This is a genomic window from Rhizobium sp. TRM95796, from assembly GCF_025779995.1.
In the GTDB taxonomy this organism is placed as follows: domain Bacteria; phylum Pseudomonadota; class Alphaproteobacteria; order Rhizobiales; family Rhizobiaceae; genus Rhizobium_E.
This window is the reverse complement of record NZ_JAOXHE010000004.1, coordinates 467,771-479,933: the sequence shown is the minus strand read 5'-3', so window position 1 is coordinate 479,933 and position 12,163 is coordinate 467,771. Positions and strand designations below refer to the sequence as shown.

Annotated in this window: 12 protein-coding genes; 8 read left to right on the top strand and 4 right to left on the bottom strand. The window is 63.0% G+C overall.

All coding sequences use genetic code 11. The annotated features are described in order from the left end of the window. Positions 1–25 precede the first annotated feature (25 nt). From OCK01_RS11020 to OCK01_RS11005, 4 genes are all read left to right on the top strand, one after another. Complete coding sequence (locus OCK01_RS11020) at positions 26–544, top strand: DUF1465 family protein (RefSeq protein WP_182828528.1); 519 nt, start codon at positions 26–28, stop codon at positions 542–544. A 222-nt stretch (positions 545–766) separates the two neighbouring features. After that, positions 767–892 carry a type B 50S ribosomal protein L36 gene (gene ykgO, locus OCK01_RS11015; RefSeq protein ID WP_025557146.1) on the top strand — a complete coding sequence of 42 codons (126 nt, stop codon included), beginning with the start codon at positions 767–769 and terminating at the stop codon, positions 890–892. 49 nt (positions 893–941) lie between these two features. Continuing rightward, positions 942–1,556, top strand: coding sequence for a tetratricopeptide repeat protein (locus tag OCK01_RS11010; RefSeq protein ID WP_263823963.1), 615 nt, complete (start codon positions 942–944; stop codon positions 1,554–1,556). Between the two features lie 66 nt (positions 1,557–1,622). Continuing rightward, positions 1,623–2,642, top strand: coding sequence for an alpha/beta fold hydrolase (locus OCK01_RS11005; protein ID WP_263823962.1), 1,020 nt, complete (start codon positions 1,623–1,625; stop codon positions 2,640–2,642). Here the strand turns inward: OCK01_RS11005 and pyk are convergent, their stop codons facing one another. Continuing rightward, positions 2,643–4,082 carry a pyruvate kinase gene (gene pyk / locus OCK01_RS11000; protein ID WP_263823961.1) on the bottom strand — a complete coding sequence of 480 codons (1,440 nt, stop codon included), beginning with the start codon at positions 4,080–4,082 and terminating at the stop codon, positions 2,643–2,645. Continuing rightward, the gene (locus OCK01_RS10995; protein ID WP_182828526.1) at positions 4,082–4,510 is read right to left on the bottom strand and encodes a DUF1036 domain-containing protein; all 429 of its coding nucleotides are present in this window, start codon (positions 4,508–4,510) and stop codon (positions 4,082–4,084) included. Before OCK01_RS10995 ends, pyk begins: the two co-directional genes overlap by 1 nt. Positions 4,511–4,880: 370 nt before the next feature. Here OCK01_RS10995 and OCK01_RS10990 point away from each other — a divergent pair, with 370 nt between their 5' ends. The 3 genes from OCK01_RS10990 to OCK01_RS10980 all read left to right on the top strand — a co-directional run bounded on the left by OCK01_RS10990 (position 4,881) and on the right by OCK01_RS10980 (position 6,345). Continuing rightward, on the top strand, positions 4,881–5,675 hold the full coding sequence (locus OCK01_RS10990) for an N-formylglutamate amidohydrolase (RefSeq protein WP_263824026.1): 795 nt from the start codon (positions 4,881–4,883) through the stop codon (positions 5,673–5,675). Between the two features lie 10 nt (positions 5,676–5,685). Next, positions 5,686–5,991, top strand: coding sequence for a DUF1244 domain-containing protein (locus OCK01_RS10985; protein WP_263823960.1), 306 nt, complete (start codon positions 5,686–5,688; stop codon positions 5,989–5,991). 90 nt (positions 5,992–6,081) lie between these two features. Further along, positions 6,082–6,345, top strand: coding sequence for a DUF2312 domain-containing protein (locus OCK01_RS10980; RefSeq protein WP_137154864.1), 264 nt, complete (start codon positions 6,082–6,084; stop codon positions 6,343–6,345). 69 nt (positions 6,346–6,414) lie between these two features. On the opposite strand, the gene OCK01_RS10975 is transcribed toward OCK01_RS10980, so the two are convergent. Then, on the bottom strand, positions 6,415–8,211 hold the full coding sequence (locus OCK01_RS10975; RefSeq protein ID WP_263823959.1) for a DUF882 domain-containing protein: 1,797 nt from the start codon (positions 8,209–8,211) through the stop codon (positions 6,415–6,417). A 367-nt stretch (positions 8,212–8,578) separates the two neighbouring features. Further along, a complete protein-coding gene (locus tag OCK01_RS10970; protein ID WP_263823958.1) occupies positions 8,579–10,159 on the bottom strand; it encodes a sigma-54-dependent transcriptional regulator in 1,581 nt (526 codons plus the stop codon). A 146-nt stretch (positions 10,160–10,305) separates the two neighbouring features. On the opposite strand from OCK01_RS10970, the gene OCK01_RS10965 reads away from it, so the two are divergent. Then, on the top strand, positions 10,306–12,162 hold the full coding sequence (locus OCK01_RS10965; protein WP_263824025.1) for a M3 family oligoendopeptidase: 1,857 nt from the start codon (positions 10,306–10,308) through the stop codon (positions 12,160–12,162). Position 12,163: the final 1 nt, after the last annotated feature.

The window sequence follows — 12,163 nt, the reverse complement described above, 5'->3', positions numbered from 1 at the left end:
AGTCATGCGTAAACAGGAAACGACAATGCTTGAATCGGGCGCCAACACCATCAGTTTTGCCGGCCACGTCGCTTCGTCTTCACAGTTCAAGGCGCTCTATGCCGAAGGCATGGCGCTGGTCGAAGAGACGGCGGGCTATCTCGACGGCGCAGGCCGCCTGGCTTCAAAGAGCCTGCCGCGCATGTCCTCGGTCCTCTACGCCGCCGAATCGATGCGCCTGACCACCCGTCTCATGCAGGTCGCCTCCTGGCTGCTCCTGCAGCGGGCGATCAACAATGGCGAAATGACGCGCGAGCAGGTCGTCTCCGAAAAGAAGAAGGTGCGCCTGGACTCGTTCAACGTCGACCGCAACGCGCCGGGCTGGAGCGATCTGCCGGAAGCGTTCCGCGATCTGGTCGACCGTTCCGTGCGCCTGCAGAATCGCGTCTCGGTCCTCGATCGCGAAATCTATCGTCCGGCGGAAACCCCGGCGATCGAAGCCAACAATCAGAATTCGGTTCAGGCGCAGTTGTCGCTGCTGAAGACCGCGTTCGGCGGCCAGTAAACCGCCCGCGCTTCAGGCGCACGCATGATTGGAAGCCGGCCCGTGGGCCGGCTTTTTGATTGGGAAAACAGGCTGAAACGTTGAAAAAGCAGCCGGTGCGGTTGACAGAAATAGAGTCTCCCGTTACATGCCTCCCAACTTCGGGCGCGCCCTTCGGTGAATGGCGCGCCTTTGAATTGTCAGTCACGCCGGGCGACCGGCAAACAGGTCCGGATCAGTACAATGAAGATCAAGAATTCGCTGAAAGCGCTTAAGGCACGTCATCGTGAAAACCGTCTGGTCCGCCGCAAGGGCCGGATCTACATCATCAACAAGCTGAACCCGCGCTACAAGGCGCGCCAGGGCTGATCAGCCCGGCTTCAGTTTTTTGTTGGCGAATTGGCGCTGGCGGGTTACCATGCCCGCCATGCGCTTTTTTGTATTTGCCCTATCCCTCGCCTTGACATCTCCTCTTCTGGCCGCCGAGGCGAAGACGGGGACGCCGGTTCCCGAACGCATCGTCGAGCGGAAGATTCCGCCACTGACGCCGCCGGACGAGGAACTGGACCTGCTGTTCGTCCAGCTCAAGAAAGAGCGCAATCCGCAGGCGGCCCGGCTGATCGCCGATCGTATCGCCAACGGCCTGACGGAGTCCGGCAGCGCCACCGTCGACATGCTGATGGAAAACGCCCGAAAAGCGAGCGAGGAAAAGCGTTTCGGCGCGGCGCTCGATTTCCTCGACCAGGTCACCCTGCTCGCCCCCGACTATGCGGGAGGATGGAACGCCCGCGCCACGCTGCATTACCAGATGGGCAATTTCCCCAAAGCCATGGCCGACACGGCGCATGTGCTGAAGCTCGAGCCGCGGCACCTCGGCGCCTTGTCGGGTCTCGCCGCGATTCTCGCGCAATCCGGACGAGACCAACAGGCGTTTGAAGCGATCGAGGCCTATCTCGACTGGTACCCCGCCGACCGAGACGCCCAGAAACGCGCAATCGACCTGATGATCAAGATCGACGGCCAGCGCACCTGAAACCTCCCGGCCGTTCGTGCGTATTATCTGCCGAGCCCATTTCCTGTCCTTCACCCGCCGGCCGTCATGATCGTCTTCGCCAAATGTCTCGCCGCCATTCTCATGGCGGTTGTCGCCCTCGCCGCACTCGCCTACGCCTTCAGCCGTTGGGAAGCGGCGCGCATCGCCGCGCGCTATCCCAATATCGGCGCATTGACCGATATCGGCGGCTTCAGCATGAACAGCCTGCATTGGCCGCGACCGGAAGGCGCGGACTTGCCGCCGCTGGTGTTCATCCATGGCGCGAGCGGCAATCTGCGTGATCCCTGGGGCGCCTTTTTCGAACCGCTCAAGACCCGCGCCGAGATGCTGTTCGTCGACCGGCCCGGCCATGGCTATTCCGAGCGCGGCGGGCCTGAGAACCTCACGCCGGCCGGACAGGCGGATGCGATCGCGACGCTGATGCGCAAGAAGGGTATGTCCCGCGCCATCGTCGTCGGTCATTCCTTCGGCGGGGCGACGGCGGCCAGTTTCGCGTTGCGGCATCCCGACATGACGCAGGGCCTGGTGTTCCTGTCGCCCGCGACGCATCCCTGGCCGGGCGGTGTGGACTGGTATTACGATCTCGCCAACACGCCGGTGGTCGGCGCCCTGTTTTGCAGCACGATCGCGCTTCCGGCCGGGCTGATGCAGTTGAACAAGGGCGTCGAGCACGTCTTTGCGCCCAATCCCGTGCCCACCGGCTATCTCGACAGGGCGGCGATCCCGCTGGTGCTGCGTCCGATGAACTTTTGCGACAATGCCCGCGACGTCGCAAGCCTGCTCGCCTATGTGGAAGACGTGCAGCCGCGCTACAAGGAGATCACCGCGCCGGCGATCGTGATCACCGGCGATAGCGACGATATCGTGCTGGAAGAAATCCATTCTCGCGGGCTGAAACGCGACCTGCCGAATTCGGAGCTCTATTGGGTGCGCAATCTCGGCCATAAGCCCGATTACATCGCCACCGATCTGGCGATCGCCGCAATAGAAAAGATCGCGGGAAAGCCCCGCGATCTCGACAGCATCGTGCGTGAGGTCGAGGCGCGGATCGCGCCCAAACCCTGATCAGACGCCGCTCTGGCCGTCCGAGCCGATATAGGCGATGCGCAGCATGTTGGTCGCGCCCGGCGTGCCGAGCGGAACGCCGGCGGTGATGATGACGCGGTCGCCCGGCTTGCCGAAGCCTTCGGCATGGACGATGCGGCAGGCGCGGTTGACCATGTCGTCGAGGTCGGAGGCGTCTTCGGTCACCACGCAATGCAGGCCCCAGACGACCGACAGACGGCGGGCCGTCTCGATGATCGGCGACAGCGCCAGGACCGGCACGGTGGGACGCTCGCGGGCGGCGCGGAGACCGGTATTGCCCGAGCCCGTGTAACAGACGATCGCCGTCAGCTTCAGCGTCTCGGCGATTTCGCGCGAGGCGAGCGAGATCGCGTCGGCGCCGGTCGGTTCCGGCTTCGGACGCTGGGCGTGGATGATGTTGGTGTAATAGGGATCCTTCTCGACCGTGCTGGCGATCGACGCCATGGTGCTCACCGCTTCGATCGGATACTGGCCCGAGGCAGATTCCGCCGAAAGCATGATGGCGTCGGCGCCTTCGAAGACGGCGGTGGCGACGTCGGAGACTTCGGCGCGGGTCGGCACCGGCGCGGTGATCATCGATTCCAGCATCTGGGTGGCGACGACGACGGGCTTGCCGACCTTGCGGCAGGCGCGGGTGAGCTGCTTCTGCAGGCCCGGAACGGCTTCGAGCGGCATTTCCACGCCGAGATCGCCGCGGGCCACCATCAGCGCGTCGGACATTTCGATGATCTCGTCGATGCGCTCGATCGCCTGCGGCTTTTCGATCTTCGACATCAGGCCCACGCGGCCCTTGGAGATCTTGCGAACTTCGGCGAGGTCTTCCGGGCGCTGCACGAAGGACAGCGCCACCCAGTCGACGCTGCCGGTTGCGAGCACGGCTTCGAGGTCGACGCGGTCCTTTTCGGTCAGCGCGCCGATGCCGAGCAGCGTGTCGGGCAGGCTGACGCCCTTCTTGTCGGAGATACGGGTGCCGGCGACGACCTTGGCGACGATCTTGGTTCCATCGCATTCTTCGGCGACCAGATGCAGCTTGCCGTCGTCGATCAGCAGGCGATGGCCGGGCTTGACGGCTTCCAGAATTTCCGGATGCGGGAGGTTGACGCGGGTGGCGTCGCCGGGCTCGGGATTGTTGTCGAAGGTGAAGATCTGGCCGGGGGTCAGATCGACGGGGCCGTTGGCGAATTTACCAACGCGGAGCTTCGGCCCCTGCAAATCGGCGAGAATGCCGATCGGACGACCCGAACGGGCCTCGACGGCGCGGATGCGGCTGATCAGCGTCCGCATCAGATCATGGCTGGCATGGCTCATATTGATGCGGAACAGGTCCGCTCCGGCCTCATGCAACTTCTCGATCATCGCCTCTTCGCTGGAGGCAGGGCCGAGTGTGGCGAGGATTTTGACTTTCCTGTTCCGCTTCATCAATTCTGACTTTCTTGTGCTGCGGGCGTGTCGGTGAGCTGAACCATCCAGCTTCCCTGCCGCCCCGTGTCATATTCCTTGAATCCGAATTGCTGGTAGCCGCGGGCATAGCAATCCTGGACGCCGGTGATCTTGAACTCGTTCTCCGCCACGCACATGTTGACATTGCCGGTCCAGCGGCCGCCGCGCGTGGCGTCTTCCGCATAGAGATAATAGAACCGACTCTGCAGTTTGCCCTCGATGAGGGTGGCGCATGTGGTTGCGGGGATTTGCCACCATCCTTCGGAAATCCATCCATCCTTGGCGCGATAGCCGATGGCCACGCCGACGAGGTTCTGTGTCGCGTTGCAGACGCGGAACTCCGCCTTTGCAACGCCGGGCGCCGCAAACGCCGCGCCGAAACCGATGGCCAAGGGCGCGGCCAACATCGCGAACGAACGCCGGGACGCCGATTGAGGATCGACTGACGAGCGAACGACTGCGCGGCGATTCGGCGCCACCATACGGAGGATGTAATTCACGAGCATGACGTAGAGCTGGCTCCCACCTGCTGATTGCCCTTGTGCGTTGGCGGCACAGGATTGTCAACGCAAAATTCAATCGATTATATCGGTCCAAAAGCCTGACATTCTCATCAGCGGAGGCTCGCATTATGCAAACTCCCGCCGCATGCGGGGACAAACCGGGTCAGACGCTTGATTCCGATACTATTAGGCCTTGAACAAAGTCTCAACACGGACCGCCTTGAAACCGCCAGGCCGGCATGACAAGACAGCAAAAACGTGAAAAATTATGTCGATGTCCTTGAATCCCGCTTATGAAATTCTGCCTGGCGACCCCGCTTGCGGGCTCGTCCTGCTCGCCGACCACGCCACCAACCGCCTGCCGGCGGATTATGGATCGCTCGGCCTGCCGCCCGAGGCCTTCGAACGGCACATCGCCTATGACATCGGCGTGGAGGCGCTGACGCGCAGCCTCTCGGCCCGGCTGGGCGCGCCGGCGGTGATGAGCCGCTTTTCGCGCCTGCTAATCGACCCCAATCGCGGCGAAGACGACCCGACCCTGATCATGCGCATTTCCGACGGCGCGATCATTCCCGCCAATCATCCGCTGAGCGCGGAAGAGCAGCGCGTCCGCATCGAACGCTTTCACCGGCCCTATCATCAGGCGGTGAGCGAGGTAATCGCGGAAACCGAGCGAGCCTCCGGGCGGGCCGCACTCGTTCTGTCGCTGCATTCCTACACGCCGCACTGGAAGGGCGTGGCGCGGCCCTGGCAGGCCGCCGTGCTGTGGGATTCCGATCCCCGCGCCGCCATGCGGCTGATTTCGGCATTGCGCGACATCGACGGCGTCATCGTGGGCGACAACGAGCCCTATGACGGCGCCTTGAGCGGCGACACCATGCATCGTCACTGCACAGTCGCAGGACGTCCGCATGCGCTGCTCGAAGTCCGCCAGGACGAGATCGCCACGGACGACGGCGTGGCGCTCTGGGCCGACAGGCTCACGCCCGTGTTTACGGCGCTGAACGATGAACCGGACCTGCATCGCATCGAAATCTTTCCATCGCGGACCGACCGCATCTGGGCCTGAGGAGACTGCCATGAGCGCATTGAGCGAGGACGACGTCACCCGGTTGGAGGCCGCGGCCTTCCGGCGGCTGGTCAGCCATTTGCGCAACCGGCCGGACACGCAGAATATCGACCTGATGAATCTGGCGGGCTTCTGCCGCAACTGCCTGGCCAACTGGTATCTCGACGCCGCAGAACAGGCCAACCTGCCGCTGACCAAGGACCAGTCGCGCGAAGCGATCTACGGCATGCCCTATGAAGACTGGAAACGGCTGAACCAGCGCGAGGCGAATGAGGCGCAGAAGGCCTCCTTCGAGATGAACCGCCCGAAGGAATAGACGCCTCCCCGCGATTCCGCTTGACCTCGCCGGCCTTTCGCTGCAGGTCATCGGCCCGGATTGAGAACAGGAATCAGAAGGAGCAGGCATATGTCCGACGCGCATGGCGTGGCCCGCGATCAGCTCAGATCTTTCATCGAGCGCATCGAACGGCTGGAAGAAGAAAAGAAGACGATCGCCGACGACATCAAGGACGTCTATGGCGAAGCCAAGAGCACGGGCTTCGACACCAAGATCCTGAAGAAAGTCATCCAGATCCGCAAGCAGGACAAGGATGAGCGCATGGAGCAGGAAGCGATCCTAGAGACCTATCTGATGGCGCTCGGCATGATCGAAGGTCCGCCGGACGAGTGATCGCCGCAGATCGACGCATATAAAAAAACCGCCGTCGCCGGCGGTTTTTTCATGTCTCGATGACGAGCGTCAATTCATATCCGGGAACTTCTTCACCGGAATGAAATTCACGGCGGATCCCGAAAAGCGCGCCGGATCGATCCGGGCGGACTGCGTGAACCCGTCGGCGTAAATTTCCGTCGGCTGCACGCGCATGGTCTTGCTCACGAAACGCGGGGCCTTGACCGGCTTCGTGACGTCGGCCACGCGGCCTTTGCTCAGCGCCCATTTGGCGATCATATTGCCCGTCAACTCCGGGCCGGACGTCTTCTTTTCGACCTGGTTCTTTTGAAGCGGCTTGGCGACGGGCTTGGCGGCCTGACTTGCAGCAGGTTCGAAGGAACGCGTGGCGGTTTCAGGCGTTACGTCCAAGGAAGCCAGTTCTGCGAGCTTTTCCTGACCGCGAGCAGGTTCGTCGATGCTGTCGATGATGCCGGCCACCTCGTCTTCGTCGGTCGATTCCGTCGAGGGAATGGCGCTGGACTGCGCAGCGAGCGCCGCGATCTCTTCAGGTTTCACGTCGCCGGCGGGAATCGTGATCTCGTCGTCCTTGCCGGCATCCGCCTGCTGCTCTCCGGGACGCGCGCCGGGCACGGGCACCGATGTCAGCAGCGCGGCCGTGGCCGGATCGAGAGACGCCGTCATCATCGCAGGCTGGGTCTCGCCCTGGCCGTCGCCTGGCTGCTTGCGCTCGCCGAGCAGGCTCGGGGCAGGCACATGCACCTTGGCGAGATCGATGAATTCGGGCTGATCTTCGGGCTTCGGCGTCAGAGCCGCCTGCATGGCCTCCTCCGCCGGATTGCGGCGGGTCGACAAGAGCGCGGTCTCGATGGCGGGCTGGACGGGTTCAGCCGGGCGCAATGAGGGAACCGGCGCATTGATCGGCTTGTCCTCGGGCTCGATGGCGGCCGTCAATACGGCCTGCTGGGTCTCCGGCTTGGATTTCTTGGCCGGCGCGGCCGCGACCTGGACTTCGGCGTCCGCGATATCGCTCTCGTCCTCGTCGCCGCCGCCGAACAGCGCGGCCAGCAGGCTCTTGCGCTTAGTCGTGTCGCGGTCGGAATTGTTGGAGCCGCCGCCCGCCACGAGAATGGCGTCGGAGCCGACGCGGCGCTTATAGTCGGCGAGCGCCGACGCATAGCCCGGCATCACTCCGCCTTCGGCAGGCTTGTGCAACGTGCGACCATCGGGGAACAGGCGCGACAATTCGCGGCGCGGCATGCGCGGCCAGGAGCGAACGCCGCCGACGTCCATATGCACGAATGGCGAGCCGGACGTCGGGTAGAAGCCGACTCCGCCGACCTGGAATTTCATGCCGATTTCGCGCAGCTTGCGCAGCGAGACGTCCGGGATATAAAAGTCCATCGCCTTGCCCAGCACATGCTGGCTGCGTTCGGCCACGCCCTTGGTGCGAGAGCGCAACATGGCGTTGGTCTCGGGCGCACGGTAGCCGCCGATGACGTTGATATAATCGCGGGAGCCGGATTTCTGGTAGACTTCCCAGATCAGGTCGAACAGGCGCGGATCCATCCGCGTCGGTTCGTTGCGGCGCCAGTCTCGCAGGATATTATTCAGCTTCTTCAGACCTGCCGCATCATAGCGACCGTTGCGCTTGAAGACGATGATCGCCTTTTCGCGGGAATGGACGTGGTAGATCTTCAAAGCCCGCGTCTGCGCGGCGGAGGCCGGCTCGCCCTGCAGGGCGACGAAAGCGAACAATATCGCCGGGATCACGGCCCGAAGGCCCACGCGCGCCGCGCCGACCGCTTTCGCGATGCGACGAACAGCGCCGGCTGCCCGGCTCTTGGTCTCAACCTCGTGATGCAACTCGATCCCCGTACACTGGCCGCCGCTACCCTTATTTCCAATAATGGTCAATTAAGGTTAGACGATGGCAATCGCGTTTTGACGTCCCGTCCGAAGTTATAGTGAACGATGCACTAACACCGGCTAAACGCCAATCAGGTTTTTTAACAATCGCAGGCTTTATCGCAGCTTTCGCGTTTTTTTCCAGTCTTTTTTAACGAATCAGCCAAGCGTTTCAATATCCAACCTGACGGTCCCTGCTTGCTCCGAACTGGCGCGGCCCGCCATGATCGGCGTCAACCGGCGCGCATTTTCGGTGATGCGCGCCGAAGAGCAAGGCCCGCCGCGTGAGGGACACGGCGGGCCTTGCTCGTCAGCCGGAGCGTTTTCAGCCGGCGACATTCTCCAACGTCAGCTGCTTCAGCGGATCGTCGGGATCGATGCCGTAGTCCTTGAGCTTCCTGTAAAGCGTGGACCGACCGATGCCGAGCCGGCGAGCGACTTCGCTCATCTGCCCCCGGTAGAAGCGCAGCGCGAAGCGGATCAGCTCTTCCTCGACGGAGGCGATGGTGCGCACTCCGCCATCTCTGCCGATCGCCGATAGAATGCCCTCGGTGAGCGGGCTGTGCACCACGGCGCGCGCCGCCTCGGCGCGATAGACCGCCTCCGCCGCCGGGCGCGTGAAGACGGGGAGACCGGCCGGCGGCTCCGCGCCGGCGAGTGAGGGCGCCGCCAGCACGTCGCGGGAGCCGGCGAAGATGCTCTCGCCGCTTTCATTGATGTAGCCGGGAATCTGCGCGGCGATCTGGGTGAAGTCTTCGATGCCCAGCTGAGGGCCGCGGGCGAGCACCACGGCGCGGAAGATCGAATTCTCCAGCTGCCTTATATTGCCGGGCCAGTCGAAGGCGGTGAGCAGCGCCATGGCGGCAGGCGTCAGTTCCGGAACGACATCGAGCTTCTGCGCCGCCGAGAAACGTTCGACGAAAGCGCGGGCGAGAACCGGAATATCTTCCTTGCGCCGGCGCAGAGCCGGGATGGTGATCGGGAAGACGTTGAGGCGGTAGTAGAGATCTTCGCGGAACTCCCCGGCCTTCACGGCGGCGATCAGATCCTTGTTGGTGGCCGAGATCAGCCTGACGTCGACCTTCTGCGGACGACGGGCGCCGATCGTCTCGATCTCGCCATTCTGGATGGCGCGCAGCAGTTTGACCTGGACGTCGAGCGGCAGTTCGCCGATTTCGTCGAGGAACAGCGTGCCGCCGTCGGCCTCGATGAACTTGCCGGCATGCTTTTCGGTCGCGCCCGTGAAGGCTCCCTTTTCATGGCCGAACAGAATGCTCTCGACCAGATTGTGCGGAATGGCGCCGCAATTGACGGTGATGAACGGTTTTCCCGAGCGATCGCTGGCCGCCTGGATGGCGCGAGCGACCATCTCCTTGCCGACGCCGGATTCGCCTTCCAGAACGACCGGGATGTCGGATTGCGCTGCGCGCCGCGCCAGTTCCATGACGCGGGCCATGGCCGGGCTGACGGCGACGATGTCGGTGAAGCGCACCGCGCCGCTGCGCGAACGCGCCGGGTTGCGCGATTGGCTGGTGCGGTCCACCTTCAGCGCATTGTTGATGGCCGAACCGATGCGCTCGGGACTGACCGGCTTGACGACGAAGTCGAAGGCGCCGGCCCGCATGGCCATGACCACTGTGTCGATGCCGCCTTGCCCGGTCTGGACGATGACGGGAATGTCGACGCCTTTTTCATGCAGCGCGTTGAGGAAAGCGATGCCGTTCATTTCCGGCATCATCAGGTCGAGAATGATCACGCTGATCTTGTCGCCGTGGCGCTCGAGCGATTCCAGACCCATCTTGCCGTTCTCGGCGAGATGCGGCGTATGTCCGATGCGCTCGACGGCGTTCTTGAGAAGCCGACGTTGCACGGGATCGTCATCGATCACAAGAATATGCGTGTTCACGGGCTTTTCCCCCTGTTATTTCCGTTCATGGACACAACATGACGAACAGCCTTGAAAATCCCGTTTTGAGAAATGCTTGCATTTTACCGATCAGGACGGCAAACAGATAAAATACAGAAAACAAAAGGAAATCTGCGATGAAGTTCATGCCCGATTTGACCGGCGCGTCCCGTTTGCAGCCGGTTTTCGCCCCTGAGGCGGCTGTTGCGGCGAGCGATCTCGGCGCCCTGCCGGAATGGAACCTCGCCGATCTCTACCCCGGCCCCGACAGTGAAGCCTTCAAGGCGGATCTCGACAAAGCCGGAACCATGTCCGAGGCGTTCGAAGCGCGGTGGAAGGGTAAGCTCGCAGCAGCGGCCGGCCAGTCCGGCGCCGACGGCCTCGGCGCGGCGGTCGAAGCCTATGAAGGCCTCGAAGACCTGATCGGCCGCGTCGGCTCCTATGCCGGGCTGCATTATTACGGCGACATGACCGATCCGGCGCGCGGCAAGTTCTTCGCCGATGTCAGCGCAGGCATCACCGACATGGCGAGCCACCTGCTGTTCTTCGCGCTGGAACTCAATCTCGTCGACGACGCGGCGCTGGCCGCCGCCTTCGACCATGACGCCAAGGCCGCGCATTACCGTCCGTGGATCGAGGATCTCCGCAAGGAGAAGCCTTATCAGCTCGACGAAAGGCTCGAGCAGTTGTTCCTCGAAAAATCCCAGACCGGCGGCCAGGCCTGGAACCGGCTGTTCAACGAGACGATCGCCGCGCTGCGCGTGCCGTTCGGCGGAGAGCAGGTCACGCTCGAGGCAGCGCTCGACAAGCTGCAGGAGAAGGATCCGGATGTCAGGCGCACGGCCGCCGAGGCCATCAGCCAGGTGTTCAAGGACCATATCCGCATCTTCACGCTGATCACCAACACGCTCGCCAAGGACAAGGACATTTCCGACCGCTGGCGCGGCTTCAAGGACATCGCCGACAGCCGGCATCTGTCCAACCGCGTCGAGGGCGAGGTGGTCGACGCGCTGGCCGCCGCCGTCAAAGCCGCCTATCCGCGTCTGTCGCACCGCTATTACGCCATGAAGGCCAAGTGGCTGGGCATGGAGACGCTGAATTACTGGGACCGCAACGCGCCGCTGCCGGAAGCGCCGGCCACTGCGGTGGCATGGGAAGAGGCGCGCGACATCGTACTCTCGGCCTATCGGCAGTTTTCGCCCGAAATGGCCGAGATCACCCAGACCTTCTTCGACAAGAACTGGATCGACGCCCCCGCGCGTCCCGGCAAGGCGCCCGGCGCCTTCGCCCATCCCACCGTGCCCTCGGCGCACCCTTACGTGCTCGTCAATTATCTCGGCAAGCCGCGCGACGTGATGACGCTCGCCCATGAACTCGGCCATGGCGTGCATCAGGTTCTCGCTGCCGGCCAAGGCGCACTGATGGCCTCGACGCCCTTAACGCTGGCGGAAACCGCCTCGGTGTTCGGCGAAATGCTGACCTTCCGGGCGCTGCTCGCCAAGACCAAGGACAAGACCGAGCGCAAGGCGATGCTGGCGCAGAAGGTCGAGGACATGCTCAACACCGTGGTCCGCCAGATCGCCTTCTACCAGTTCGAGCGCAAGCTGCACACGGCGAGAAAAGACGGCGAACTGACCTCCGAGCAGATCGGCGAACTCTGGATGTCCGTACAAGGCGAGAGCCTCGGGCCGGCGATCCAGATGTCCGAGGGCTATGAGAACTGGTGGATGTACATCCCCCATTTCATTCACTCGCCCTTCTATGTCTATGCCTACGCCTTCGGCGATTGCATGGTGAATTCGCTCTATGCGGTCTACCAGAACGCCGAGGACGGTTTTCAGGAAAAGTATTTCGCGCTTCTGAAGGCCGGCGGCAGCAAGCACTATTCCGAACTTCTGAAGCCGTTCGGTCTCGATGCGTCCGACCCGTCGTTCTGGGACAAGGGTCTGTCGATGATCGAAGGGCTGATCGACGAATTGGAGGCGCTTGATAAGAGCGCCTGAC